This is a genomic window from Streptomyces sp. NPDC002698, from assembly GCF_042888945.1.
Taxonomy (GTDB): domain Bacteria; phylum Actinomycetota; class Actinomycetes; order Streptomycetales; family Streptomycetaceae; genus Streptomyces.
In genome coordinates this window covers 318,380-342,011 of sequence record NZ_JBIAQM010000001.1, presented here as the reverse complement: position 1 = coordinate 342,011, position 23,632 = coordinate 318,380, and the positions used below count along the sequence as shown (strand labels likewise).

General features: G+C 71.5%; 27 protein-coding genes. 13 read left to right on the top strand and 14 right to left on the bottom strand.

What is annotated here, in order from left to right; translation table 11 throughout:
• The first annotated feature begins 1 nt into the window (after position 1).
• Entirely contained in the window at positions 2 to 1,081 is a 1,080-nt protein-coding gene (locus tag ACFYW9_RS01535) for a helix-turn-helix transcriptional regulator (RefSeq protein WP_351859289.1), read from the top strand.
• A 330-nt stretch (positions 1,082 to 1,411) separates the two neighbouring features.
• Here ACFYW9_RS01535 and ACFYW9_RS01530 read toward each other — a convergent pair whose 3' ends face one another.
• The 4 genes from ACFYW9_RS01530 to ACFYW9_RS01515 form a co-directional block, all read right to left on the bottom strand.
• Positions 1,412 to 1,999, bottom strand: a complete 588-nt coding sequence (locus ACFYW9_RS01530; protein WP_351859287.1) for a Clp protease N-terminal domain-containing protein — start codon at positions 1,997 to 1,999, stop codon at positions 1,412 to 1,414.
• Positions 1,999 to 2,208 (bottom strand): helix-turn-helix domain-containing protein, encoded by a 210-nt coding sequence (locus ACFYW9_RS01525; RefSeq protein ID WP_148010429.1) that lies wholly within the window; start codon positions 2,206 to 2,208, stop codon positions 1,999 to 2,001. The genes ACFYW9_RS01530 and ACFYW9_RS01525 overlap by 1 nt, the downstream gene beginning before the upstream one ends.
• A 171-nt stretch (positions 2,209 to 2,379) precedes the next feature.
• Complete coding sequence (locus tag ACFYW9_RS01520) at positions 2,380 to 3,345, bottom strand: zinc-binding dehydrogenase (RefSeq protein WP_389143157.1); 966 nt, start codon at positions 3,343 to 3,345, stop codon at positions 2,380 to 2,382.
• A gap of 334 nt (positions 3,346 to 3,679) precedes the next feature.
• Positions 3,680 to 4,903 (bottom strand): NADP-dependent malic enzyme, encoded by a 1,224-nt coding sequence (locus ACFYW9_RS01515; RefSeq protein WP_389143154.1) that lies wholly within the window; start codon positions 4,901 to 4,903, stop codon positions 3,680 to 3,682.
• Between the two features lie 539 nt (positions 4,904 to 5,442).
• Between ACFYW9_RS01515 and ACFYW9_RS01510 the strand changes: the two genes are divergently transcribed.
• From ACFYW9_RS01510 to ACFYW9_RS01500, 3 genes are read left to right on the top strand one after another with little or no spacing between them, the layout of a single operon-like run.
• Complete coding sequence (locus ACFYW9_RS01510) at positions 5,443 to 6,402, top strand: ABC transporter substrate-binding protein (protein ID WP_389143151.1); 960 nt, start codon at positions 5,443 to 5,445, stop codon at positions 6,400 to 6,402.
• Positions 6,403 to 6,430: 28 nt separating this feature from the next.
• A complete protein-coding gene (locus ACFYW9_RS01505; protein ID WP_389143148.1) occupies positions 6,431 to 7,396 on the top strand; it encodes an amino acid ABC transporter permease in 966 nt (321 codons plus the stop codon).
• On the top strand, positions 7,393 to 8,154 hold the full coding sequence (locus tag ACFYW9_RS01500) for an amino acid ABC transporter ATP-binding protein (RefSeq protein WP_389143145.1): 762 nt from the start codon (positions 7,393 to 7,395) through the stop codon (positions 8,152 to 8,154). The genes ACFYW9_RS01505 and ACFYW9_RS01500 overlap by 4 nt, the downstream gene beginning before the upstream one ends.
• Before the next feature lie 213 nt (positions 8,155 to 8,367).
• On the opposite strand, the gene ACFYW9_RS01495 is transcribed toward ACFYW9_RS01500, so the two are convergent.
• On the bottom strand, positions 8,368 to 9,126 hold the full coding sequence (locus tag ACFYW9_RS01495; protein ID WP_389143142.1) for a class I SAM-dependent methyltransferase: 759 nt from the start codon (positions 9,124 to 9,126) through the stop codon (positions 8,368 to 8,370).
• 100 nt (positions 9,127 to 9,226) lie between these two features.
• On the opposite strand from ACFYW9_RS01495, the gene ACFYW9_RS01490 reads away from it, so the two are divergent.
• A complete protein-coding gene (locus tag ACFYW9_RS01490) occupies positions 9,227 to 9,856 on the top strand; it encodes a CGNR zinc finger domain-containing protein (RefSeq protein WP_389143139.1) in 630 nt (209 codons plus the stop codon).
• On the opposite strand, the gene sodX is transcribed toward ACFYW9_RS01490, so the two are convergent.
• Positions 9,760 to 10,194 carry a nickel-type superoxide dismutase maturation protease gene (gene sodX / locus ACFYW9_RS01485; protein ID WP_351859629.1) on the bottom strand — a complete coding sequence of 145 codons (435 nt, stop codon included), beginning with the start codon at positions 10,192 to 10,194 and terminating at the stop codon, positions 9,760 to 9,762. The genes ACFYW9_RS01490 and sodX overlap by 97 nt on opposite strands.
• 145 nt (positions 10,195 to 10,339) lie before the next feature.
• Here sodX and sodN point away from each other — a divergent pair, with 145 nt between their 5' ends.
• Complete coding sequence (sodN, locus tag ACFYW9_RS01480) at positions 10,340 to 10,735, top strand: superoxide dismutase, Ni (protein WP_261707948.1); 396 nt, start codon at positions 10,340 to 10,342, stop codon at positions 10,733 to 10,735.
• A gap of 138 nt (positions 10,736 to 10,873) precedes the next feature.
• Here the strand turns inward: sodN and ACFYW9_RS01475 are convergent, their stop codons facing one another.
• Positions 10,874 to 11,071: a hypothetical protein gene (locus ACFYW9_RS01475; protein ID WP_326785570.1), complete on the bottom strand. Its 198-nt coding sequence runs from the start codon at positions 11,069 to 11,071 to the stop codon at positions 10,874 to 10,876.
• 326 nt (positions 11,072 to 11,397) lie between these two features.
• On the opposite strand from ACFYW9_RS01475, the gene ACFYW9_RS01470 reads away from it, so the two are divergent.
• From ACFYW9_RS01470 to ACFYW9_RS01445, 6 genes are all read left to right on the top strand, one after another.
• Positions 11,398 to 12,636 carry a DUF2254 family protein gene (locus ACFYW9_RS01470; protein WP_389143134.1) on the top strand — a complete coding sequence of 413 codons (1,239 nt, stop codon included), beginning with the start codon at positions 11,398 to 11,400 and terminating at the stop codon, positions 12,634 to 12,636.
• Positions 12,637 to 12,879: 243 nt separating this feature from the next.
• On the top strand, positions 12,880 to 13,293 hold the full coding sequence (locus ACFYW9_RS01465) for an SHOCT domain-containing protein (protein ID WP_351859272.1): 414 nt from the start codon (positions 12,880 to 12,882) through the stop codon (positions 13,291 to 13,293).
• A 149-nt stretch (positions 13,294 to 13,442) separates the two neighbouring features.
• Positions 13,443 to 13,823 carry a helix-turn-helix transcriptional regulator gene (locus ACFYW9_RS01460; protein WP_389143574.1) on the top strand — a complete coding sequence of 127 codons (381 nt, stop codon included), beginning with the start codon at positions 13,443 to 13,445 and terminating at the stop codon, positions 13,821 to 13,823.
• Positions 13,824 to 14,117: 294 nt separating this feature from the next.
• Entirely contained in the window at positions 14,118 to 14,537 is a 420-nt protein-coding gene (locus tag ACFYW9_RS01455; protein WP_329301610.1) for a VOC family protein, read from the top strand.
• 187 nt (positions 14,538 to 14,724) lie between these two features.
• Positions 14,725 to 15,561: a hypothetical protein gene (locus ACFYW9_RS01450; protein WP_389143129.1), complete on the top strand. Its 837-nt coding sequence runs from the start codon at positions 14,725 to 14,727 to the stop codon at positions 15,559 to 15,561.
• Positions 15,558 to 16,355, top strand: coding sequence for a VOC family protein (locus ACFYW9_RS01445; protein ID WP_389143126.1), 798 nt, complete (start codon positions 15,558 to 15,560; stop codon positions 16,353 to 16,355). The genes ACFYW9_RS01450 and ACFYW9_RS01445 overlap by 4 nt, the downstream gene beginning before the upstream one ends.
• Here the strand turns inward: ACFYW9_RS01445 and ACFYW9_RS01440 are convergent.
• The 7 genes from ACFYW9_RS01440 to ACFYW9_RS01410 form a co-directional block, all read right to left on the bottom strand.
• On the bottom strand, positions 16,352 to 16,519 hold the full coding sequence (locus ACFYW9_RS01440) for a hypothetical protein (RefSeq protein ID WP_389143123.1): 168 nt from the start codon (positions 16,517 to 16,519) through the stop codon (positions 16,352 to 16,354). The genes ACFYW9_RS01445 and ACFYW9_RS01440 overlap by 4 nt on opposite strands.
• Positions 16,516 to 16,863 (bottom strand): DUF952 domain-containing protein, encoded by a 348-nt coding sequence (locus tag ACFYW9_RS01435; protein ID WP_351859264.1) that lies wholly within the window; start codon positions 16,861 to 16,863, stop codon positions 16,516 to 16,518. Before ACFYW9_RS01435 ends, ACFYW9_RS01440 begins: the two co-directional genes overlap by 4 nt.
• A 10-nt stretch (positions 16,864 to 16,873) precedes the next feature.
• Positions 16,874 to 18,100: an RNA polymerase sigma factor gene (locus ACFYW9_RS01430; RefSeq protein ID WP_389143119.1), complete on the bottom strand. Its 1,227-nt coding sequence runs from the start codon at positions 18,098 to 18,100 to the stop codon at positions 16,874 to 16,876.
• A 5-nt stretch (positions 18,101 to 18,105) separates the two neighbouring features.
• Positions 18,106 to 18,519 (bottom strand): YciI family protein, encoded by a 414-nt coding sequence (locus tag ACFYW9_RS01425; RefSeq protein WP_389143116.1) that lies wholly within the window; start codon positions 18,517 to 18,519, stop codon positions 18,106 to 18,108.
• Positions 18,520 to 19,018: 499 nt separating this feature from the next.
• Positions 19,019 to 19,672: a GNAT family N-acetyltransferase gene (locus tag ACFYW9_RS01420; RefSeq protein WP_389143113.1), complete on the bottom strand. Its 654-nt coding sequence runs from the start codon at positions 19,670 to 19,672 to the stop codon at positions 19,019 to 19,021.
• Positions 19,673 to 19,828: 156 nt separating this feature from the next.
• Entirely contained in the window at positions 19,829 to 20,977 is a 1,149-nt protein-coding gene (locus ACFYW9_RS01415; RefSeq protein ID WP_389143110.1) for a family 2 encapsulin nanocompartment cargo protein polyprenyl transferase, read from the bottom strand.
• Between the two features lie 133 nt (positions 20,978 to 21,110).
• Positions 21,111 to 22,517 carry a family 2B encapsulin nanocompartment shell protein gene (locus tag ACFYW9_RS01410; protein ID WP_389143107.1) on the bottom strand — a complete coding sequence of 469 codons (1,407 nt, stop codon included), beginning with the start codon at positions 22,515 to 22,517 and terminating at the stop codon, positions 21,111 to 21,113.
• A 259-nt stretch (positions 22,518 to 22,776) separates the two neighbouring features.
• Between ACFYW9_RS01410 and ACFYW9_RS01405 the strand changes: the two genes are divergently transcribed.
• Positions 22,777 to 23,367 (top strand): N-acetylmuramoyl-L-alanine amidase, encoded by a 591-nt coding sequence (locus ACFYW9_RS01405; RefSeq protein WP_351859249.1) that lies wholly within the window; start codon positions 22,777 to 22,779, stop codon positions 23,365 to 23,367.
• Positions 23,368 to 23,632: the final 265 nt, after the last annotated feature.

The following is a 23,632-nucleotide window of genomic DNA, read 5'->3' as shown; positions in this document are numbered from 1 at the left end:
CATGGCCCCCGTCTTCGCCCACGGCCGACTGCGCCTGTACCTCCTCAAGCTGCTGGACGAGGCCCCGCGCCACGGCTACGAGGTGATCCGCCTCCTGGAGGAGCGCTTCCAGGGCCTGTACGCGCCCTCGGCGGGCACCGTCTACCCCCGGCTGGCGAAGCTGGAGGCCGAGGGACTCGTCACGCACACCTCCGAGGGCGGCCGCAAGGTGTACGCGATCACCGACGCGGGCCGCGCCGAACTGGCCGACCGCAGCGGCGAGTTGGCCGATCTGGAGCTGGAGATCCGCGAGTCGGTCGCGGAGCTCGCGGCGGAGATCCGCGCGGACGTCCGGGGCGCCGCCGGTGACCTGCGCCGCGAGATGCGGGCGGCGGCCACGGAGGCACGCCACGGCTCCAGGGCCGGCGCCCGGCCGGGACAGCAGGACGATCCGGCGGGCGGGTCCGGCGGCCCCGACGACTTCCAGGACCGGGAGTCGTGGCGGGCGGCGAAGGAGGAGATGCGGCGCGTCCGTCAGGAGTGGAAGGAACAGGCCCGCCGCGCGAAGGACGAGAGCCGTCGCGCCCGCGACGAGGCGCAGCGCGCCCGCCGCCAGGCCAAGGAGGCCCAGGAGAAGGCCCGCGCGCAGGCCCAGGAGGAGATGCAGCGCATGGCCAAGCACGTCCAGGACCAGGTCCAGGACCACTTCGCGCGCGGGGACTGGCCGACGGGTGTGCGCGAGGGGCTGACCGAACTGGCCAAGGAGTTCGGCGACTTCGGGAAGAACTTCGGCAAGGACCTGGGGAAGGACCTCGGCAAGGAGTTCGGCTTCGGCCGCACGCCGTCCGGAGCGCCCGTGGATCCGGAGTACTCGACCACGCCGGAGGACTTCCCGGCCGAGTACGAACCGGCCTGGGCGCACGAGGACTCCACGGGCAACCCCGCCCGGGACCTGGACCGTCTGCTGGACCGCTTCCGTGACGACATCCGCGACGCGTCCCGCGACCACGGTGTCACGGAGGACCAACTCGGCGACATCCGCCGCCACTTGTCGACAGCGGCGGCCCACATCGGCTCGACCCTGCGAGGCAGGCGGCCGTAGTTCCCCCGGCGGCCCTCGACGCCCCGGCCCTTCTCACGGGCGCCGGGGCGGCCGGCCGGACGGGACCACACACGCGGCCCCGCCGGCTCGGTCACCCCGGCTGTCACCGGTTGTCACCGGCCGGCGTCGAACACGGCTCAGCGGCCTTCGCCGGCCCGGGTACACCGGGCCACACGTCGCACCAGGCCGCGGATCGCCCCGGACCGCACGGCTCCACCGGTCCGCACAAGACACACCCGACCGCACGGGACCCGGCCCGCACCCCGGCCGGCCTCCGCGCGCGCCGGCCGGCCCACGGCGCCGACCGGTCACGCCGGCCCGCTCCCCGGCTCACCCCGCTTCCGCCACACCGCCCTCGTCGGCCGCCCCGGTGGCGCCGTACAGCACTCGTGTCACCGACTCGTGGGTGACGCCGTGATCGGCCAGCACCTCGGCGGCGACTCCGCCCCTCAGGGTGATCGCCAGCAGCAGGTGCTCGTCCCCGATGTGCCGGTCCCGTCGCGCGGCAGCGATCCGCAGGGCTCGTACCAGCACGTCCTTCGCCCCCTGCCCGAAGGGCCGACGGCGGGCCCGCCTGCCGCTCCCGCCCCGCCCGCCCGACTCCAGGGCGCCTTCTCCGTGGGCCTCCTCGATCCGGGAGACGATCTCGGACAGATCGATGCCGAGCCCCGAGAGGGCGTCCGCGTCGGCGCGCGAGAGTCCGCCCCTGCGCCGCGCGACGGCGAGGTCCCGCTCCAGGGACTCCCGGAACCCGGACTCCCCGAGCGAGGTCAGCGCGAAGGAACCCCGGCTGCCCTCCCGGTCCAGGAGGGCCAGCAGCATGTGCTCCTCCTCGACCGTCTCGGCGCCCACCCGCCCGGAGTGCGACACCGCGCCCTCGACGACGGCACGCGCGTCCTTCGTGAAGCGTTCGAACATCACTGCCTCCCGTACTTCTTGTGCACTGCCTGCCGGCTCACGCCGAGTTCCGCGGCGATCTCCTGCCACGACCAGCCCTGATGGCGCGCACTGCGCACCTGTACCGCCTCCAGCTGCTCCAGCAGCCTCCGCAGCGCGGAGACCGCCCGCAGCCCGATCCGCGGATCGCGATCACCCGCGCGCTCGGCAAGATCCGTTGCTTCGGTCATGGTGTCAACTTACGTTGACGCCTCGCTCTTGTCAACCAAAATTGACACCACCGGGGTGCACCCGCACCCGCACTCACCGGACACGCGAAACGGCGGGCCCGGAAACCCGGACCCGCCGCGACAACCCTCTGGCGACACCCCTCTGGAACGACGCTCTGGAACGACCCTTCGTCAGCTCGTCGTCAGCACGATCTTGCCGAACAGATCGCCGGACTCCAGCCGCTCGAACCCTTCACGGGCCCGGTCGAGCGGCAGCACCTCGTCGACGACGGGCCGCACACCGGTGGCCGCGCAGAAGGCCAGCAGGTCCTCCAGCTCGTCCTTCGTTCCCATGGTGGAGCCGACCACCTTGAGTTCGAGGAAGAAGATCCGCGTCAGCTCGGCGTGCGAGGGCCGGTCACCGCTGGTGGCGCCCGAGATGACGACGGTTCCGCCGGGACGCAGTGACTTGACCGAGTGCGACCAGGTGGCGGCGCCGACCGTCTCGATGACCGCGTCGACCCGCTGCGGCAGCCGCGCCCCGGACTCCAGCGCCTCGACGGCTCCGAGTTCGAGCGCCCGCTTCCGCTTGGCCTCGTCACGGCTGGTGGCGAAGACCCGCAGCCCGGCGGCCTTGCCGAGCACGATCGCGGCGGTGGCCACGCCCCCGCCGGCACCCTGGACGAGCACGGAGTCGCCGGGCCGGACCCCGGCGTTGGTGAACAGCATGCGGTACGCCGTCAGCCAGGCCGTCGGCAGACAGGCGGCCTCCGCGAAGGACAGCTCCTTGGGCTTCGGCAGCACGTTCCACGTCGGCACGGAGACCTGCTCGGCGAAGGTGCCCTGGTAGCGCTCGGTGAGGATGGACCGGGGCTCGTCGGGGCCGACCCCGTGCCCGCTCTGGCCGATGACGGAGTGCAGGACGACCTCGTTGCCGTCCTCGTCGATTCCGGCGGCGTCGCAGCCGAGGATCATCGGCAGTTTGTCCTCGGCGAGGCCGACTCCGCGCAGCGACCACAGGTCGTGGTGGTTGAGGGAGGCGGCCCGTACGTTCACGGTCGTCCAGCCCGGCCTCTGTCCGGGGGCCGGGCGCTCCCCCAACTCCAGGCCGTTCAGCGGCTGGTCACGGTCGATTCGGGCGGCATAGGCAGCGAACATGACCTTGACGATAGGCTCCGCCACCGGCCGGGGGAACCGCCTCCGCCTGTGACACGGCCCCCACCGACCGGGTGGCCCCCGGCACAGGCCGCCCCGTAGCGGGGGCGCTGCCCCCGGACCCCCGCTCCTCGATCGCCGGAGGGGCTGGGTTTTCCTGTCCGGCGCCGGAAAGTTTCAGCCCGTCCGGCGCTTGAGGACGAGGCCGTCAGGCCGAAGCGGGGGCTGGGGGCGGCAGCCCCCGGGTACGGGACGGGACGGGCAGGGGCGGAGGGGGCGGAAAAGCGGCGGGCCCCGCCGGGAGACTTCCCGGCGGGGCCCAGCAGGACGCGGAGCGTCAGCGGCGGGCGACGCCCTCGACCCGGGCGGCGGCGGCCACCGCGGCCGTCACCGCCGGAGCCACCCGCTCGTCGAACGGCGAGGGGATGACGTAGTCCGCGGCGAGGTCGTCCCCGACCACCGCGGCCAGCGCGTCGGCGGCGGCGATCTTCATGCCCTCGGTGATCCGGGAGGCCCGGACCTGGAGCGCACCGGCGAAGATTCCCGGGAAGGCCAGCACGTTGTTGATCTGGTTCGGGAAGTCCGACCGCCCGGTCGCGACGACGGCCGCGTACTTGTGGGCGATGTCGGGGTGCACCTCGGGGTTGGGGTTGGCCATCGCGAAGACGAAGGCCCCCTTCGCCATGGAGGCGACCGCCGGCTCCGGCACCGTACCGCCGGAGACACCGATGAAGACGTCGGCGCCCGCGAGCGCCTCCTCCAGCGAACCGGAGATCCCCGCCTTGTTGGTGATCTCCGCGAGCTCGCGCTTGACGTCCGTCAGGTCGTCCCGGTCACGGGACACGACGCCCTTGCGGTCGGCGACCGCGACATCGCCGAGACCCGCCTCCAGCAGGAACTTGGCGATGGCGATACCGGCCGCGCCCGCGCCGGAGATCACCGCGCGCAGGTCGCCGAGCGAGCGCCCGGTCAGCCGGGCGGCGTTCCGCAGGGCCGCGAGGGTGACGACCGCGGTCCCGTGCTGGTCGTCGTGGAAGACGGGGATGTCCAGTCGTTCCTGGAGCCTGCGCTCGATCTCGAAGCACCGCGGTGCCGAGATGTCCTCCAGATTGACGCCGCCGAACGAGGGAGCGAGCCGGACCACCGTCTCGACGATCTCGTCGACGCCGGTGCAGGCGAGCGCGATCGGCACCGCGTCCACTCCGCCGAACTGCTTGAACAGGATGGCCTTGCCCTCCATGACGGGGAGCGAGGCCTCCGGGCCGATGTCACCGAGCCCGAGCACTGCCGTGCCGTCGGTCACCACAGCGACCACGGACGACTTCCACGTGTAGTCGTGGACGAGTTCCGGCTGCTCGGCGATCGCGCTGCACACCTTCGCGACGCCGGGCGTGTAAGCCAGGGACAGGTCGTCCTTGTTGCGGACGGGCACCGTGGCTTGCACAGCCATCTTGCCGCCGCGGTGCAGCGCGAAAGCCGGGTCGAAGGCATCGAGGGGCTCGGCCCCGCCTTCGTGATCCGTACTGCTGTCGCTGCGAGGATTGACGATCTCCGCTGCCACTTTGTTTTACCCCTTAAGTCTTCATTGTTTGAGGGTGACCACTCCTGGTTGAGGGGTGGGCGGGCACCGCGCAGGCCCTGCCGCCGTGGTTGCGTACGGGCCGCTGCGCGACGGGCGCGCCGCACACGCGCCCTGAGCCCCGGATGAGGGGTGTAAAGAACCTTCTTACCGGACGGACGGTGTCGAGGACGAGTCCATAGAGCCAAGATCACATGGCGGTGAGATGATTCATGCCTGGATCCATTGACACTTCCGGACATGTCCTCGTTCGGACGTGAGTGCCGCCTAGCGGTCTTCCGCTTCCTGCGCGGCGCCGAAGATTTTCCGGCCGGAAGGGATGATTCCCGCACATGATCCGGCCGGACCTGACCGCCCGGTAATGGTTCGGGGGTCACCCGTTATCCGATTTTGACATGGCGGGCACCGTGAATCTCGCCGTCCGAATGGCAAGATGCCGTCATTACACGAGGTCGCGACACTCGAAGGTGTGTGTTTCCGTCGACCTATCGGCTACTCCCTGATCCGCCGGAGGAACCCTCATGACCGCACGCACCACCCGTCGTACCACCGCCCGGTCCCGGATAGCAGCGGTCGGTGCGATCGCGGTCGCCGGCGCCCTGATCCTCACCGGCTGCGGTGACCAGACGAACGACGGCGGCGGCAGCTCCACGGAGTCCGCCAAGTCCAACAGCGCTCCGCTGTTCTCCAAGCTGCCCAAGAAGATCCAGGACGCGGGCGAGATCAAGGTCGGCACGAACGCCGAGTACGCCCCCATGGAGTCGATCGACGGCGGCAAGATCGTCGGCGTCGACCCCGACCTGGCCGACGCGTTGGGCAAGCAGCTCGGCGTGAAGTTCACCTTCACCTCGGGCTCCTTCGACGGTCTGATCACGGCCGTCAACTCCGGCCGCTACGACATCGCGATGTCGTCCATCACGGACAACAAGCAGCGCCAGGAAGGCCTGGACGACAAGGGCAAGAAGCTCGGCGAGGGCGTCGACTTCGTCGACTACTTCACGGCCGGTACGGCCATCTACGTGAAGAAGGGCAACCCCGAGGGCATCAAGGGCCTCGAGGACCTCTGCGGCAGGACCGTCGCGGTGCAGCGGGGCACGACGTACGAGACGGCCCTCAAGGACCAGTCCAAGAAGTGCACGGACGGCGGCGAGAAGGCCATCAACATCGAGTCGTTCGACAACGACACCGAGGCCCAGACCCGCGTGAAGTCGGGCGGCGCGGTGGCCGGCATCAACGACTACCCGGTGGCGGTCGACCTGGCCAACAAGGCCGACGGCGGCAAGGCCTTCGAGGTCATCAACAAGCAGTACGACGCCGGCCCGTTCGGCATCGTCCTCAGCAAGAAGAACACCCAGCTCCGTGACGCGCTGAAGGAAGCCGTCGACGCGATCATCAAGGACGGCTCGTACCAGAAGGTGCTGGAGAAGTGGGGCGCCCAGTCCGGCGCGATCGAGCAGTCCGCGATCAACGGCGGCAAGTAAGCCGAGCGCACCACTGAAGGGCAGTCACGTGACTGACAATCTCGACAAGTCCCCCTCGGACACCCCGCCCCCGGGCGACACGGTGTCCAAGAGCGGGGCGTCCGGGCCGTCCCCGGAAGCCATCAAGGCGATCCCCGTCCGGCACTGGGGCCGGTGGGTCAGCGGCGTCATCGTCGTCGCGCTCCTGGTGGCGCTGATCTACGCCTTCTCCCAGGGCAACATCATGTGGTCCACGGTGGGCGACCAGCTCTTCGTGTCCAGTGTCGTCCAGGGCGCCGGCCGCACGCTGCTGATCAGCGTGCTCGCCATGATCGTGGGCGTGGTGCTGGGCGTCGTCCTCGCGGTGATGCGGCTCTCGAAGAACCCGGTGACCAGCTCGGTCGCCTGGCTGTACATCTGGTTCTTCCGCGGCACGCCGGTGTACGTCCAGCTGCTGCTGTGGTTCAACCTGGCGCTGATCTTCCCCGTTCTGAATCTCGGTCCGATCTACAAGAACGAGATGACGGACGTCATGACTCCGTTCATGTGCGCCCTGCTGGGTCTCGGTCTGAACGAGGCCGCGTACATGGCCGAGATCTGCCGCGCCGGCCTGCTGGCCGTCGACGAGGGTCAGACGGAGGCCGCGCACGCGCTCGGCATGAGCCACACCAAGACGCTGCGCCGGATCGTGATCCCGCAGGCGATGCGTGTCATCGTGCCGCCGACCGGCAACGAGTTCATCAACATGCTGAAGACCTCGTCGCTGGTGTACGCGGTCACGTACAACGAGCTGCTGCGCTCCACCTCGGCGATCGGCTCCACGTCGTACGCCGTGATGGAGATGCTGTTCGTCGCCTCCATCTGGTACCTGGCCATGACCAGCGTGTTCAGCGTCTTCCAGTACTACCTGGAGCGCTACTACGCACGTGGTTCCAGCCGCAGCCTGCCGCCGACCGTCTTCCAGAAGATCAAGGCGAACATGCTTGGGCTCGGCAGTGAGAGGGGCAAGGCATGACCGCGATGGTGAAGTCGGAGGGCGTCCACAAGTCCTTCGGTCCGGTGGAGGTCCTCAAGGGCATCGACCTGGAGGTGAACACCGGTGAGGTGTTCTGCCTGATCGGCCCTTCCGGCTCCGGCAAGTCGACCTTCCTGCGGTGCATCAACCACCTGGAGAAGATCAACGCCGGCCGGCTGTACGTCGACGGCGACCTGGTCGGCTACCGCCAGAAGGGTGACAAGCTCTACGAGCTCAAGGACAGCGAAGTCGCTCTGAAGCGCCGGAACATCGGCATGGTCTTCCAGCGCTTCAACCTGTTCCCGCACATGACGGCTGCCGAGAATGTCATGGAAGCACCGATCCAGGTGAAGGGCTCCAAGAAGTCGGACGCCCAGAATCGCGCGATGGAGCTGCTCGAGCGCGTCGGTCTTTCCGACAAGGCGAAGAACTACCCCTCGCAGCTGTCCGGCGGCCAGCAGCAGCGCGTGGCCATCGCCCGCGCGCTGGCGATGGACCCGAAGCTGATGCTCTTCGACGAGCCGACCTCGGCCCTGGACCCGGAGCTGGTCGGTGACGTCCTCGACGTCATGCGCGACCTCGCCGAGTCCGGTATGACGATGGTCGTCGTCACGCACGAAATGGGCTTCGCCCGTGAGGTCGGCGACAGCCTGGTCTTCATGGACGGCGGTGTGGTGGTCGAGTCCGGCAACCCGCGCGACGTCCTGACGGACCCGCAGCACGAGCGCACGAAGTCGTTCCTGTCGAAGGTCCTCTGACCAGGACGCCGACACTGCGGAGCGCAGGAACAAGGGGCGGTACGGGTCTCCCGTACCGCCCCTTCCTCATGCCCCCGTTCCTCACGCCCCGTTCCCGTCCCCCCGTTCCCGTGCCTTTCCCACTGCTTCGGCAGCGCCGGGTTCTGGATCGGCTTCGCCGGCCGGGCCCGGGTCAGCGGCGGGGTCGGTCACCGCACCTGGTCCGCGGGTGGCCTACTTGACCGCGAGCACCAGCGCGTCCGAGGGGGAGCGCCACACCGGGCGGGCCTCGCCGAAGCCCTGTTCGCGCAGCACACGCGCGTGCCAGTCGGCGGAGGGGGTGTCCCCGTCGGCGTGCTCGCCGTAGATCTCGAAGCGGCGGGCGGTGGGGCCGGCGAGGACCGGGTCCTGGGCGGCCACCTCCCACCAGTCGGCCCAGTCGAGGGCGCCGTCCCTCCTGGCCCGCTCCCTGCGGGCGTGCTGCTGGGCGCGGTCGGCGGCGTTGATCCGGGGTGTCGTCTCGTCGGTCATGTGGTCGGCGTTCATGAACACACCGCCGTCACGGACGAGTTCGGCGATCTGGCCGTAGAGGACGGTGAGGGGTTCGCTGTGCAGCCAGTGCAGGGCCGTGGCGGTCAGGACGGCGTCGTACGTGTCGTACGGCAGCCGCTCGCGCCAGCGGGGGTCCTTGAGGTCGGCGGTGACGAGGGAGACCCGGTCGTCGCCGGCGAAGGTGCCCTCGGCGATGGCGAGGAGGGCGGGGTCGAGGTCGACGCCGGTGCTGGTGGCTCCGGGGAGGCGGGCGAGCAGCCGGGCGGTGATGGTGCCGGTCCCGCAGGCGAGGTCGAGGACGCGGGGCTCGGGTCCGACGAGCGCCTCGGTCATGTCGAGCATCACCCGGAAGCGGTCCTCGCGGTCCGGCATGTACCACTCCTGCTGCCGGTCCCAGCTCTGCTGCCAGGCATGCCAGTCGGTTCCGGTGCCGATGGCCATGAAAGCCCCTCCTCCAGTCGACGACGTAATACCCTGTAAGGGCGATCAGCTGTTACCTGACCACCGTCACGACGATAGAGCGCCCCCGTAAGGACTACAAGTGGAACTGGCCTATTACTCGGACTACGCCGTCCGCCTCGTCAACACCGAGGAACCGGCCCGGGGCAAGGACTCGCTGACCTCCGTCGAGGCCGTCCGTGACCTGTTCGGGGGCAACGCCTCGGCGGCCCGCCGTGCCGCGGAGGCCGACGTCACCCGCTTCCGCTCGGTACGGGGACGGCTGCGCGCGGTCTTCGAGGCGGCGGCCGGAGGCGAGGAGACCCTCGCCGTGGACCTGCTGAACTCCCTGCTCCTGGAATTCCCGGTGAGCCCGCAGATCTCGGGGCACGACCACCGCGACGACGACGACCGCCCGCTGTGGCACATGCATCTGGCGGACCACCCGTCGAACGCGACCGCGGGCTACGCGGCGATCGCGGCGATGGGCCTCGCCTTCCATCTGACCGAGTACGGCGTGGACCGTCTCGGCCTGTGCGAGGCCGCCCCGTGCCGCAACGCCTACCTGGACACCTCCACCAACCGCTCCCGGCGCTACTGCTCGGACCGCTGCGCGACCCGCGCCAACGTCGCGGCCTACCGCGCCCGCAAGCGCCTGGAGGCGGACCGGACGGGAAGCACGGGCCTGGCGGCCACCAGCACCCAGCGGACGACGGCGAACGGCGAACGCTGACCCGCTTTCGGCGGCCGGAAACGGAACCGCACCTTCCCGAGGACGAGTTCCTCGGGAACGGTTCCGTAGTCGGTGCTGTCCCCGCCCGCGAACGCGTTGTCCCCGAGCACCCACCAGCCGCCCTCACGCCGTTCCGCGATCCGCTTCACGACGAGCAGGTCCTGCTGGAACGGATGCCGCAGGACGACGACGTCGCCCGGCCTCACCCTCGCCCCCCACTGAACGACGAGCCGATCCCCGTGCTGGAGCGTGGGCACCATCGAAGGGCCCGTCACCTCCGCCGCCCCGAACGGCAGCAGGGCCTTCCCCCGCCCGGTCTCCTGCGACAGCTCCGGCATCACCGGCACCTCCCCGGTCCTATCCTCCACCAGTCCCAGTTTCACCCCGGACTTTTGCCCTAAGCCCATGGGGGCACCCGCGAAATAGCGTCTCCCACGGAGTAATGTCCCACCTGAGAAGACGATCACGAGGAAGGACAGCTCAATGCTCTCCCGCCTGTTTGCCCCCAAGGTCAAGGTCAGCGCGCACTGCGACCTGCCCTGCGGCGTGTACGACCCGGCCCAGGCCCGCATCGAGGCGGAGTCGGTCAAGGCCGTTCAGGACAAGATGGCCGGCAACGACGACCCGCACTTCCAGGCTCGCGCCACGGTTATCAAGGAGCAGCGCGCCGAGCTCGCCAAGCACCACGTGTCGGTGCTCTGGAGCGACTACTTCAAGCCCCCGCACTTCGAGAAGTACCCGGAGCTGCACCAGCTGGTCAACGACGCCCTCAAGGCCCTCTCGGCCGCGAAGGCGTCCACCGACCCGGCGACGGGCCAGAAGGCGCTGGACTACATCGCCCAGATCGACAAGATCTTCTGGGAGACCAAGAAGGCCTGACCTTCGTCCGGGCGTCCGGGCCGCGTTCGCGCGGATCGCGTCGCCCGTCCGTACGCGCCCGGACCGTCGGGCCGCCGTTCCTGGCGGCCCGACGGTCCGGGCGCGTACTGCTTTCCCGGGACGGTGGACGTCCCCCGGTCACACGGGAAGCTGGCGCATCTCGATCACCCGGAGGCCCAGGGCCTGGAACCGGGTGAGCAGTCCGTAGAGATGGGCGTCGTCGATCACGGTGCCGAAGAACAGGGTCTGCTCCTTCGTACGGACCCTGTCGAGTTCGGAGAAGGCCGAGGCGAGCGTGTCCGAAACAATGCCGGCGATGCGGAATTCGTAGCGCATACGAGCACTTCCCTCGGGGCCGGGGCGCGGGGTCCGCTGCGAAGCCCTGCCATCGTCGGCCGCCCGCACCGACATGACATCCCCCGGTGCGGGCGACATCCGCCCACCTCGGAACTCTCCCGCTCACGCCCTCGCCACTCCACTTTCCACCCGTACCCCGGCGCTACGCCCTCCGGGCGACGGAAAAGGCCGAAAAAAGGGTGAGCGGGCCCTCGCCGCGCGGGGGCTCACCTTCGACGGGTGATGCGGGTGACCGCGCGGACGGCGAACCTGGGGAGGCGGGTCCGCGTTCCGGCGGCCCCCGGGACCGCCTCGGAGGATGTCCGATGAACCCTCTCGCGGCAGCCGGCCGGGGCACCTCCGTCCGCACCGGCCACGCCGCGTTCCGCCGTCGGCGGTGGTGGCGCGCGGGCCTCCTCCAACTGCTGTTCATCGGCATCGGACTGGGCCTCGGTCTCCTCGTCCCGGAGTTCGCCCGAGGACCCGTGCTGCCGTCCCGCCAGGTGGCCGAGATGCTGCTCGCGACGGGCTTCGGAGTGCTCGGCACGGCCACCGTCATCTTCTCCGTGCTGTTCCTGGTGGTGCAGTGGGCGGCCACCACCTTCACCCCGCGGCTCACCCTTTTCCGGGACGCGCCGATCGTGTGGCGGACGTTCGCCTTCGCCGTCGGACTGACCGTCTTCTGTGCCACCGCTGCCCTGACCATCGCCAACCGGGACGAGGTCTCGGTGGTCGTGCCGATCAGCACGGGCGTCCTGCTCCTCCTGCTGCTGACGCTGCTGCGCGCCCTCCTGCTGCGGGCCGTCGCCGCGATCCAGCTGGCCCCGGTGCTCGGCTCCATCACGGAACGGGGCCGGCACAACCTCGACGTCCTGTATCCGGGCACCCGGGGAGACCTGGGGGACCCGGCCGGTCCGGGCGGGCCGTGTTCGACGGTCCGCTGGCCCAAGGGCGGCGCGGTGCTGCAACGCGTGGACGAGGACCTGCTGGCGGGGGCGGCACGGGCGGCGGACGCGGTCGTCGTGCTCCGGGTGGCCCCCGGCGCCACCGTGCAGCAGGGCGCGACCGTAGCCGAGGTGTACGGCGGCGAACTGGCCGCCTCCGCCGTGCTGCGCGGCCTGGAGACCGGTGCCGAACGCGTCTTCGACCAGGACCCCGGACTCGCCTTCCGGCTGCTCGCCGACATCGCGCTCAGGGCGCTGTCCCCGGCGGTCAACGACCCCGCCACGGCGGTCCAGGCCCTGGACGCCGTGGACGATCTGCTGCGCCGGCCGGTCCCGGCGCGGGCCCGGCCCCGCGAGATCGCCGACCGCGCGGGCAGCCTTCGCGTGGTCGTCCCGCTGCCGGGCTGGGAGGACTTCCTGCGGACCGCCGTCGACGAGGTGATCCCGGCCGCCCGGAACTCCCCGATGGTCCTGATCCGCCTCCGGACCCTCCTGGAGGACCTGCGCGGGGCGGGCCGCGGCGGGGCGCCCCTCACCAGGCGGCTGACCTGGGTGGACGAGGAGCTCGACGCCCGGTTCCCCCGCCTCCGGGACGCCCTCGCGGAGGAGCGCGACGGGTGAGCGGCCCGCCGGGGCCTCCGGGGTGACCCGGCTGGGGCGGATCCGCCGGGCGCGGCCGCCGGTGCCGTCGCCGTGGCGGGTGCCGATACCGGTGCCGGTGCCGGTCGCCGAGGAACCCGCGGAGGCGGATCCGCGAGCTCACCCGCGGAGGGTGATCCGCCGGGGCGGGGAGTGACCGCACTCTGGAGCCGAAGCAAGACGTCACGCTCGCGGAGATGTCGCGCAACCGACAGGAGTTCGACCATGAACGGCTCGACGGTCAATCTGGCAGCGGACTACCCCCTGCTGCAGGTCTTCTGGACCACGATGTGGTTCTTCCTCTGGATCCTCTGGTTCATGCTGCTCTTCCGCGTCATCGGGGACATCTTCCGCGACGACGACCTGAACGGCTGGGGCAAGGCGGGCTGGTGCGTCTTCGTCGTCATCCTGCCCTTCCTGGGCATCTTCGTGTACCTGATCGCGCGGGGCCGCGGCATGGGTGAGCGTGAGATGCGGCGCATCCAGAAGAGCCAGGAGGACATGAACTCCTACATCCGCGAGACGGCCGGTACCACCGGCAAGGCCGACGAACTGGCGAAGCTCGCGGACCTCAAGAACCACGGCCACATCACGGCCGACGAGTTCGAGAAGGCCAAGGCCAAGGTCCTCGCCGCCTGACGGCACGGGCACCCCCGCGTACGCACGACCACCGCCGTCCCCCGGGCCAGTGATCCCCCGGGGGGCGGCGGTCCGTGTGCCATTCTGGGGAGGTGGCGAATCCCCGACCGCTCGAAGACCTGGTCCGGCTGCGGCAGGCGCGCGACCGGATGAACCGCGAGTACGCCGAGCCGTGGGACATGGCCACGCTCGCGCGCACCGCGCTGATGTCACCCGGACACTTCCAGCGCAGTTTCCGGGAGGCGTTCGGCGAGACGCCGTACACGTATCTGATGACCCGGCGGATCGAGCGCGCGAAGGCTCTGCTGCGGCGCGGCGACCTGACGGTGACCGAGGTGTGCTTCGCGGTGGGCTGCACCTCCCTCGGCTCGTTCAGCTCGCGGTTCACGGAGCTGGTGGGCGAGACCCCGAGCGCGTACCGGGCCCGCCCGCACGACCACGGCGCCCCCATCCCCTCCTGCGTGGCCCGCCGGCTCACCCGCCCGGCCCGCCACCGCAACCCGGAGGCGGAACCGGGGACGCTTCTCTAGGGCCCGCCGTCCTCTCCTCGTCCGCCCGCGTGACGCGAACGGCAGGCTCTAGTGCCGCGGCAGGCAACGTTTGCCCTTCAAGGAGCGGCGCCATGGGGGTCTCCCCTGCTCGAGCGAAGCCGAGCGCTTGGGGGAGCGTGCTCTCGGCGTGCCGGCCGGAAGTCCTCGTACTGGACGTACTTGGGCTTTCGGCCGGTGCGGCGAGTGGGGGTGCCCCCTGCTCGGAGAGCTTGGGGGAGCGTGCCGGGTGCCGCGACGGGCGAACGTTGCCTGCCGCGGCACTAGGTTGGACGCATGGATCTGAAACTGTCCCAGTGCTTCATCTCCGTCGACGACCACGACAAGGCGCTCGCCTTCTACCGTGACGTGCTGGGCCTGGAGGTCCGCGGTGACGTCGGGTTCGAGGGAATGCGCTGGGTCACCGTCGGCTCGCCGCTCCAGCCGGATGTGGAGATCGTCCTGGAACCCCCGGGGGCGGACCCGGACGCCTCTCCCGCGGACAAGCAGGCCATGGCCGAGCTGCTGGCCAAGGGGATGCTGCGCGGAGTGATCTTCTCGACGACCGACTGCGACGAGCTCTTCGAGCGGGTCCGCGCCTCGGGCGCCGACGTCGTCCAGGAGCCCGAGGACCAGCCGTACGGCCTGCGGGACTGCGCCTTCCGCGACCCGGCGGGCAACCTCCTGCGCTTCGCGGAGAAGCGCGCCGCCCGCTGACCGGAACGGCCCGCGGCCGGCCCCGCACTCCTCCGGGCCCCGGGACCGGCCGTCGTTCCCGGGTGCCGACGGGCATCCGGCGGGGGCGGCAGGAGGCCGGGATCGCGGGGGAGGGACACTACGTCCGTGTTCCGCGGGCATGATCGGCCCGCGGGACGAACCGTCCGAACGCTTCGAGGAGCCATCCGTGCCGTCCGCACGCCCCCGCGTCCTGTTCGTCAGCGACCTGGCCTATCCGGCCAAGGGGCGGCGGTACTGCGACGAGGACATCGCCCTGACCTCCCGGCTGCGCGAGGACTTCGACATCGCCGTGTGCCACCCGCTGGACGCGGCCGCGCTGATGACCGGCTTCGACGCCGTGGTCGTACGCAACAGCGGGCCCGTCCTGCACTACCAGGCCGCGTACGACGCGTTCCGCGAACGGGCGCTCGCGGAGGGGGTCCGCGTCTACAACCAGCTCTCCGGCAAGGGGGACATGGCCGGCAAGGACTACCTGCTGGAGCTGACCGCCGCCGGGTTCCCCGTCATCCCGACCGTCGACCGCGCACAGGATCTGGGCCTGCTGCCCGAGGCCGCCATGTACGTGGTGAAACCGAGGCAGGGCGCGGACTCCATCGGCCTGGAGTTCGTTCCGCGCGAGGAACTCGCCTCCCTGCCGTTCGGCGACCTCCTCGTCCAGCCGCGCGTCGACTTCCGCTACGAGGTGTCGTTCTACTTCGTCGACCACACCCTCCAGTACGCCCTGTACGCGCCCGACCCGGAGCGGCGCTGGGCCCTGGAGCCGTACGAACCGACCGACGAGGACCGGGAGTTCGCGCAGCGGTTCGTCGAGTGGAACGACATCGCGTACGGCATCCAGCGCGTGGACGCCTGCCGGGCACCCGGCGGCGAGCTGCTCCTCGTCGAGCTGGAGGACCTCAACCCGTATCTCTCCCTGGACGTCCTCTCCCCCGAGACCCGCGACGCCTTCGTCGCACGGATGAAGGCGTCGCTGCGTGGCCTGATCGCCGAGGAGGCGGTATGAGCCGTACGGACGGTGAGGCGGGGAAGCCCTCGAAGACCACGGGGCCGGTCGTCCGGTGGACCCACGCCTTCGTCGACCGGCCCGCGGCGGAGCTCGGACGGGCCCTCGGCTTCTGGACGGCGGTCACCGGCACGAAGCTGTCCGAACCCCGTGGCGGCCAGGGCGAGTTCGTGACGCTGCTGCCCGGCGAGGGGGACGCGTGCGTGAAGGCCCAGGGTGTCGGGGACGGCGTCGGGGGCGCGCATCTCGACCTGTCCGTGGAGGACGTACCGGCACTGGTGGAGTGGGCGCTGCGGCTGGGTGCCGCGGTCGTCGCGGACCACGACGGGTGGGCCGTACTGCGCTCCCCCGGCGGGCAGTTGTTCTGCGCGGTGCCGTGGAACGGTGAATCGGCGCGGCCGCCTGTGGTCGAGGGACCGGACGGGGCGACGAGCCGGCTGGACCAGGTGAGCATCGACCTGGCGCCGGGCGTGTACGACGCCGAGACCGTCTTCTGGAGCGAGCTCACGGGGTGGGAGTCCCTCCCCGGAGCGCTGCCCGAGTTCCATCTGGTCAGGCCGCCCTCCGGACTGCCGCTGCGCATCCTGCTGCAACGCCTGGGCACCGGACGTCCCGCCTCGGCCCACCTGGACCTCGCCTGCTCGGACGTCGAGGCGGTCCGGGCCCACCACGAATCCCTGGGCGCGACGGCGGTCGGCCGGGGCGCGCGGTGGACGGTGATGCGGGACCCCGCCGGCGGCACCTACTGCCTGACCGGCCGCGATCCCGCGACGGGCAGCCTGCCGGGGCACTAGGGCCCGTCACGGCCGTCCTGCTCGGAGGTGTACCAGCCGGTGGGCGGTGGCGGCTGCGCCGAGGCCTGGAGCCAGAGCGTGAGGATGCCGCCGCCGGCCACGGCGACCGCCCACAGCACCAGGAGCCGGCGCCGCACCCGGCGCCGCTCCCCCGCCGCGCTCACGCCGGGGCCACCCCGCCCTGGTCCCAGGCCTCCACGTCCACGACCGCGTCTACCTCGATGGGCCCGTAGACGTGGGGGAATTCCTCCCCGCCGGGGTCCATCGCCTCGAAGCGGACCGGCGCCGTGAGCCGTTCGGAGTCGATCACGAGGACCACGAGTTCGTCGGGTCCGGTGTAGGAGCCGTACACCATGGCGGCCACGGCGGGGAGTTGGCGGCGCAGCGAGCAGTGGATGAAGCCCTCCTCATGGAGGGTCCGGCCGCGGGTGGAGATCTCGAAGGTGCCCGACGCGCGGGCCGCTTCCCACAGGGAACGCTCGGTCAGATGCAGCAGAGGTTCGGACATGCGGACCACGCTACGTACGCAGCCGGGCCGCCCGCACCTCCAAATAGCGGCGCTCGGGCAGGCTGAGGGTCTTGGCCGCCGCCGACGCGTAGGCCTCCCGCGCCGCGTCCGGTTCGCCCGCGCGCTCCAGCAGGTGGGCCCGGACCGCGTCCAGCCGGTGCCCGGCCGCCGGCTCCCCCTCCAGCCGGTCGAGTTCGGCGAGGGCGGCACGCGGCCCGTGCACCATGGCCACGGCGACCGCGCGGTTGAGGTGTTCGACGGGACCCGGGACCCGGCGGACGAGGAGGTCGTACAGGCCGAGGATCTCGGTCCAGTCCGTCGCCTCCGCCGACGGCGCCTCGTCGTGGACCGCGGCGATCGCGGCGCGGAGCGCGTACGGGCCCGCCGGTCCCAGCGCCAGCGCCTCGGTCACCAGGGTCACCCCCTCCTCGATCGCCGCCCTGTCCCAGCGGGCGCGGTCCTGTTCGTCGAGGGGGACGAGTTCTCCGTGCGGCCCGGTCCGCGCCGCGCGCCGGGCGTCGGTGAGCAGCATCAGGGCGAGCAGTCCGGTCACCTCGCCGTCCTCCGGCAGCAGTTGCCGGACCGTGCGGGTCAGCCGGATCGCCTCATGGGCGAGTTCGGCACGCTGGAGGGCCGAGCCGGAGGTCGCCGTGTATCCCTCGTTGAAGATCAGGTAGAGCGTGTGCAGGACGGCGGGGAGCCGTTCCTCCCAGTGGTCGGGGCGGCCGAGACCCACCCCCCGGATCCGCTGCTTGGCCCGGCTGATCCGCTGTGCCATGGTCGCCTCGGGCACCAGGTACGCCCGCGCGATCTCCGCCGTGGTCAGGCCGCCGACCGCGCGCAGGGTGAGGGCGATCCGCGCGGCCGGGGGCAGCGCGGGATGGCAGCACAGGAAGAGCAGGGAGAGGGTGTCGTCCGGCGACGGGGCACGGTCCGAGCCCGGCGGCGGCGCCGTGAAGGCGTCCCGCGGTGTCAGCGCCGCGGCCTTCTCCTCCCGCAGCCGCCGTGCCTCCTCCGCGCGCAGGGCGTCGACGAGCCGGCGCGAGGCGACCTTGATCAGCCATCCGCGCGGGTTGTCCGGCACACCCTTCCCGGGCCATTGTCCGGCGGCCGCGAGCAGCGCCTCCTGCACCGCGTCCTCGGCCGAGTCGAAATGCCCGTAGCGGCGGACGAGCGCGCCGAGGACCTGCGGCGCGTGGTGGCGCAGCAGGTCCTCGACCTCGGTCGTGTCCCTCATCCCGCTCAGATGTCCCCGGCCCCCTCCTGGACGGGCCGGATGACCACCGGGTGGCCGGTCTGGCCCTCGGGGCCGGGGCAACGGGTGACCCGCTCGGCGATCTCGGTGACCCGCTCCAGGCTCGCGCAGTCGACCACCCAGTAGCCGGCCATCAGCTCCTTGGTCTCGCTGTACGGGCCGTCGGTGATCACGGCCTTGCCGTCCGCGTCCAGGGACACCTGGCGGGCCCGCGCGGGTTCGGTCAGTCCCTGGGCGTCGACGAGTTCGCCGGACTCGGAGAGGTCGTCGCCGATCGCGCCCATGTAGGCGTACATGGCCTGCAGTTCCTGCTCGCTCCAGACCGGCGCCTGCGCGGAGGCGTTGCCCCGCATGCCCTCGTAGTCGGCCTGTGTGCCCTGCACCATCACCAGGTACTTCATGAGTCCGCTCCTTCGGCTTCCTCGGCTCGGACCGCCCGTCGTGGGCGGCTCTCACAGGGGACGTCGGAGCCGGCCCGCGTTTCTCTACACGTTCCCCGCACGACTTTTCACGACCTCGCGCGGCGGTGTCCGGCGTGCGTCAGGACGGCTCCGCCGCGGCCTCCTCCGGCAGATCCCGCCCCTCGCCCCCGCCTTGGCCTTGCTCTTGCCCCTCGCCTTGCTCTTGGCCCTCGCCCTCGTGGTGGCCGTGTCCGTGTCCGTGTCCTGGCTCGTCCGCGTAGGCCGAGCAGTCCGGGTTGCGGCAGGGTCCGGGGCCCCATCTGGGCACCCAGGCGCCCAGCGTCTTGTACCGGTGCACGACCGTGGCGACCGGCTGCCCGCATTCTGGACATACATGCTCATCCGTGCCCATGCCTTCAGGGTAGGACGGCGGACCCACCGCTTCCTGTCGTACGTCCGGAACAAGCCCCGGCCCCAGCCCCGGCCCCCTGTCCCCTGCCTAGGCCCGCGCCGGTCCCCCGGGACGCGGCTCGCGCCACATCGGCCACATCCGCGGGCCGTCCGGCAGGTCGAGGGGGCGGCCCGAGAGCGCGAAGCCGAGCCGTTCGTACAGTGCGCGGCTGCGGGCGTTGCTCGCCTCCAGGTAGGCGGCCAGTCCCTCGCGGTCGCAGCGGTCGAGGACCGACTCGATCAGCGCGCGGCCGAGGCCCTCGCCCTGGCGCTCCGGCGTCACCCCGATCATCCACAGGTAGGCGTGGGCCCGCCCCTCGGGGTGGACGGCGGCCGTCAGCCGGCCGATCAGCTCGACGCGCTCGTTGTCCGGGTCGACGGCCTCGCGGAGCTGCGCGGGACCGTCCTCGTCCGCCCCGTCGGCTTCGCCGTCCCCCTGGTTCCCGCCCTCGCCGTCGTGGTTCCCGGCGGCGGGGACGGACAGCCACAGGGCGCACGCCGAACCGTCCTCGGTCAGATCGACACGCCCCTCGGCGAGCACCACGTCGGTGAAGGCCGCCATCAGCCCGGGGTGCTTCGCGCGGCGCTGCGCCGGGTCGGGGAAGACCCAGCTGCTCACCGGATCGTCCTGGAAGGCCTCGTCCAGCAGCCGGACGACCAGCCCCCGGTCCGCCTCGTCCGCCACCCGGATCGCCACACCCATGACCAGCCCCGCCCTTCGCCCCAACCAGCCTCGACCGTACGGCGGTTGAGCCTATTACGCCCCCGTGCCCGCACACGGAGCCGGGCACCGCACGGATGTCAGGTTCCGTACGGCGCCCGGGGTTCCGGGGCCGTCGACCAGCGGCACCGGAACCGGTCAGGTGCTGCGCCGCGTGACGAACTCGGCGAGTGCGAGAAGGCCGCCCGCCGCCTCGGGGTCGGGCACCGCGCGGGACAGTTCGTGCATCGCCCGGGACATCCGGTCGGCCGCCTGGGCCTGCGCCCAGTCACGCCCGCCCGCCCGCTCGACCGCCAGCGCCGTGCGCTCCAGCTCCCCTTCCCGGTAGGGCGCCGCGTACAGCTCGGCGAGTTCGGCGGCCGCCGGGGTGCCCGAGGCGAGCGCGGCGACCACGGGCAGCGACTTCTTGCGGACGGCGAGGTCCGCCCCGGCCGGTTTGCCGGTGCGGCCCGGGTCTCCCCAGATCCCGATCACGTCGTCGATGAGCTGGAACGCGAGTCCCGCCTCCCGGCCGAACGCGTCGAGAGCCTCGACGTCCTCGGCGCGCGCCCCCGCGTACAGCCCGCCGATGGCGCAGGCGCTGCCGAGCAGGGCGCCCGTCTTCGCCTCGGCCATGGCGAGGCACTCGTCGAGGGTGACCTCGTGCGGGCCGAGCTTCTCCATGGCCGTGTCCGTGTGCTGTCCCGCGCACAGTTCGACGACGCAGCCCGCGAGCCGCGCGGCGGCGGCCGAGGACGCGGGGTGCGGGTCCTCGGCGAGCATCCCCAGGGCCAGGGCCTGGAGGGCGTCCCCGGCGAGGATCGCGTCGGCGTCGCCGAACACGGTCCACGCGGTGGGACGGTGTCTGCGGGTGGTGTCCCGGTCCATCACGTCGTCGTGCAGCAGGGTGAAGTTGTGGATCAGCTCCACCGCGGCGGCCGCCCGTACGGCCGCCGCGCGCTGTCCGCCGAGCGCCTGGACCGCGGTCAGCACCAGCGCCGGCCGGATGGCCTTGCCGGCGTTCCCGGCCGCCGGGGTGCCGTCCGCCTGCTCCCAGCCGAAGTGGTACAGCGCGATCCGGCGCATGGAGCCCGGCAGCGAGTCGACGGCCCGGCGCAGCTCGGGGTCGACGCACGCCCGCGCCCGCTCCAGGACGACCGCGGCCTCCTGCGCGTCGAGCGGGCCCGGCGAGCCCGGTCTCCCCGGTCTCTCCATGGGGCTCGGGCCGGGACCCCGTCGGTCCGAAGGCCTCGTCGGGCGCCGTCCGCCGGGGATTCCGGCCGGTCCCTGCCGTGTCCGGGTCGTCATGCCCTCACCCTCTCGATCGCTCCGGAACACCTGCTGACGGTGGCGCCGAGGAGGCCGCCGTGCGAGGGCGCTCGTCCCCGGTGCGGTCCCGCCCCGGGAGGCGGGACCGCACCGGGCTCCGCTTCGCGGAACGTCACCGCCAGCGCCCGATCTCGACGTTCTCCAGGATGCCGAGCGCGTCCGGCACGAGTACCGCGGCCGAGTAGTACGCCGTCACCAGGTAGGAGATGATCGCCTGTTCGTTGATGCCCATGAAGCGCACCGACAGGCTCGGCTCGATCTCGTCCGGGATGCCCGCCTGCTGGAGCCCGACCACTCCCTGTTCGGCCTCGCCGGTACGCATGGCGATGATCGAGGTCGTACGGGCGTCGCTGACGGGGATCTTGTTGCACGGGAAGATCGGCACCCCGCGCCAGGTCGGGATGCGGTTGCCGGCCACCTCGATGCTCTCGGGGACGAGCCCGCGCTTGTTCAGCTCCCGGCCGAACGCGGAGATCGCGCGCGGATGGGCGAGGAACAGCTTGGTGCCGCGGCGGCGGCTGAGCAGCTCGTCCATGTCGTCCGGGCTCGGTACGCCGTCGTGCGGCTGGAGCCGCTGGTCGTACTCGCAGTTGTTGAGCATGCCGAACTCGCGGTTGTTGATGAGCTCGTGCTCCTGGCGCTCCTTCAACGCCTCCACGGTGAGCCGCAACTGCTGCTCGGTCTGGTTCATCGGCTGGTTGTAGAGATCCGCCACGCGCGTGTGCAGGCGCAGGACGGTCTGGGCGATGCTCAGTTCGTACTCGCGCGGGGCCGCCTCGTAGTCCACGAAGGTGCCCGGGATGTCCTGCTCACCGGTGTGGCCGGCCGCGAGGTCGATCTCCTTCTCGCCGTACTTGTTGGTGCGCTGCGACGGAATCGCGCGCAGTTCCCGAAGGTGTCCGCTCAGGGACTCGGAACGTTCCGCCACCTGTTCGAGGTCCTGGCGGGGCAGTACGAGCACGGTCACCGCCGTCACCGCGCGGGCCGTGTACTCCCAGATGGCCTCCGGGTCGATGAGCGCCTGTTCGCCGAAGTACGCGCCGTCGGCGAGGACACCGAGCACCGTGTCGCCCCCGTAGGGGCCGGTACCGATCTTCTCGACCTTGCCGTGCGCCAGGAGGAACACCTCCTCGGCCCGGCTGCCGAACGAGGTCAGCACCTCCCCCGGTGCGAACTCCCGCTGCTGGCACCGCTGGGCGAGCTCGCCCAGCACGTCGTGGTCCTCGTACGCCCGCAGCACGGACAGTTCTCCGAGCTCCGCGGGGATGACCTGGACGCGGTCGCCCGTCTTGACGAACGTCACGCGCCCGTCGCCCACGGAGTAGCTGAGCCGCCGGTTCACGCGGTACGTGCCACCTTGCACGTTCACCCACGGAAGCATGCGCAGCAGCCACCGTGAGCTGATCTCCTGCATCTGTGGCGCGGACTTGGTGGTGGTGGCCAGGTTCCGCGCGGCTGATGTGCCGAGACTCTGCTGCGGACGGTTCTGCTCCGCGCGGACCTCTTCGCCTACCGACATGAAAATTGCCCTCCCGGTCGTGCACTGATCTTCGCGGCCAAGCCTTTCATCACTGTGTGTGCTGATGCCATTACACGAATGAGGGGGAATGGATCACTCCGGGCGTGGGCAGGGAGGGCCGATTCCGCTTCTCCCGGGCTGACCGGATCGGCTCGCACGCTGTGCGAACGGCTGGTTCCGGCCACCCGGCCGGTTATAGAAGCTGCGGTACCAGACGGCCGCGGCAGGGCGGCCGACGAACAGCGCGAAGGAGTCGGCCATGGCATCGCCCATGTCCGCGGGCAGGTTCCTCGACCGGATCAGGGACGAAGGAGTCCATGTCGTCGAGGTCGGCGACTGGGAGCACCACAACCGCAATCACAAGGGCCCGTGGGGGCCGGTGCACGGGGTGATGATCCACCACACGGTGACCTCGGGCGGCGCGCTCACGGTCGGGCTGTGCCGCGAGGGCCGCGAGGACCTGCCCGGACCGCTGTGCCACGGGGTCATCACCAAGGACGGCGTCGTGCACCTGATCGGCTACGGCCGCGCCAACCACGCGGGCCTCGGCGACGACGACGTGCTGCGCGCGGTGATCGCCGAGAAGGCGCTGCCGCACGACAACGAGGCGAACACCGACGGCAACCGCCACTTCTACGGCTTCGAGTGCGAGAACCTCGGCGACGGCAAGGACCCGTGGCCCGAGGCGCAGCTCGACGCCATCGCCAAGGTCTCCGCCGCGATCTGCCGGTTCCACGGCTGGACGGAGCGCTCGGTCATCGGCCACCTGGAGTGGCAGCCGGGGAAGGTGGACCCGCGGGGCTTCACGATGAGCTCGCTGCGGGGACGCGTCCGCGAGCTGCTGAAGTGAGCTGAGGCGCCGAGGGCCGGCGCGGGCGGCCGGCGCCGCGGGCTCCCGCGTCCGGCCGCACCCGGACAGGTGTCCGACAATGGACCCGTGACCAGCCCCGACACCCCGGACGACGGCCCGGACCGCCCCGGGCCCGCCCCCGGCGGCCCGGAAGCCCCCGATCCGGCCGCCACGCGCCGCGCCGCCCACCCGGCGGACCCGGTGGTCACGGCCGGTCCCCCGGACTCCCGCACCGCGCGTGTCGTGCCGCACCCGGCCGTCACGG

Excerpts from the sequence above, each read along its gene's own strand:
- ACFYW9_RS01520 (WP_389143157.1), bottom strand. The coding sequence starts at position 3,345 with ATGTTCGCTGCCTATGCCGCCCGAATCGACCGTGACCAGCCGCTGAAC.
- ACFYW9_RS01510 (WP_389143151.1), top strand. The coding sequence starts at position 5,443 with ATGACCGCACGCACCACCCGTCGTACCACCGCCCGGTCCCGGATAGCA.
- ACFYW9_RS01425 (WP_389143116.1), bottom strand. The coding sequence starts at position 18,519 with ATGAAGTACCTGGTGATGGTGCAGGGCACACAGGCCGACTACGAGGGC.
- ACFYW9_RS01420 (WP_389143113.1), bottom strand. The coding sequence starts at position 19,672 with ATGGGTGTGGCGATCCGGGTGGCGGACGAGGCGGACCGGGGGCTGGTC.
- ACFYW9_RS01405 (WP_351859249.1), top strand. The coding sequence starts at position 22,777 with ATGGCATCGCCCATGTCCGCGGGCAGGTTCCTCGACCGGATCAGGGAC.
- sodX (WP_351859629.1), bottom strand. The coding sequence starts at position 10,194 with ATGCCGGAGCTGTCGCAGGAGACCGGGCGGGGGAAGGCCCTGCTGCCG.
- ACFYW9_RS01435 (WP_351859264.1), bottom strand. The coding sequence starts at position 16,863 with ATGTCCGAACCTCTGCTGCATCTGACCGAGCGTTCCCTGTGGGAAGCG.
- ACFYW9_RS01455 (WP_329301610.1), top strand. The coding sequence starts at position 14,118 with ATGGATCTGAAACTGTCCCAGTGCTTCATCTCCGTCGACGACCACGAC.
- ACFYW9_RS01530 (WP_351859287.1), bottom strand. The coding sequence starts at position 1,999 with ATGTTCGAACGCTTCACGAAGGACGCGCGTGCCGTCGTCGAGGGCGCG.
- ACFYW9_RS01495 (WP_389143142.1), bottom strand. The coding sequence starts at position 9,126 with ATGGCCATCGGCACCGGAACCGACTGGCATGCCTGGCAGCAGAGCTGG.
- ACFYW9_RS01500 (WP_389143145.1), top strand. The coding sequence starts at position 7,393 with ATGACCGCGATGGTGAAGTCGGAGGGCGTCCACAAGTCCTTCGGTCCG.
- ACFYW9_RS01525 (WP_148010429.1), bottom strand. The coding sequence starts at position 2,208 with ATGACCGAAGCAACGGATCTTGCCGAGCGCGCGGGTGATCGCGATCCG.
- sodN (WP_261707948.1), top strand. The coding sequence starts at position 10,340 with ATGCTCTCCCGCCTGTTTGCCCCCAAGGTCAAGGTCAGCGCGCACTGC.
- ACFYW9_RS01465 (WP_351859272.1), top strand. The coding sequence starts at position 12,880 with ATGAACGGCTCGACGGTCAATCTGGCAGCGGACTACCCCCTGCTGCAG.
- ACFYW9_RS01430 (WP_389143119.1), bottom strand. The coding sequence starts at position 18,100 with ATGAGGGACACGACCGAGGTCGAGGACCTGCTGCGCCACCACGCGCCG.
- ACFYW9_RS01410 (WP_389143107.1), bottom strand. The coding sequence starts at position 22,517 with ATGTCGGTAGGCGAAGAGGTCCGCGCGGAGCAGAACCGTCCGCAGCAG.
- ACFYW9_RS01475 (WP_326785570.1), bottom strand. The coding sequence starts at position 11,071 with ATGCGCTACGAATTCCGCATCGCCGGCATTGTTTCGGACACGCTCGCC.
- ACFYW9_RS01445 (WP_389143126.1), top strand. The coding sequence starts at position 15,558 with ATGAGCCGTACGGACGGTGAGGCGGGGAAGCCCTCGAAGACCACGGGG.
- ACFYW9_RS01535 (WP_351859289.1), top strand. The coding sequence starts at position 2 with ATGGCCCCCGTCTTCGCCCACGGCCGACTGCGCCTGTACCTCCTCAAG.
- ACFYW9_RS01470 (WP_389143134.1), top strand. The coding sequence starts at position 11,398 with ATGAACCCTCTCGCGGCAGCCGGCCGGGGCACCTCCGTCCGCACCGGC.
- ACFYW9_RS01415 (WP_389143110.1), bottom strand. The coding sequence starts at position 20,977 with ATGACGACCCGGACACGGCAGGGACCGGCCGGAATCCCCGGCGGACGG.
- ACFYW9_RS01460 (WP_389143574.1), top strand. The coding sequence starts at position 13,443 with ATGAACCGCGAGTACGCCGAGCCGTGGGACATGGCCACGCTCGCGCGC.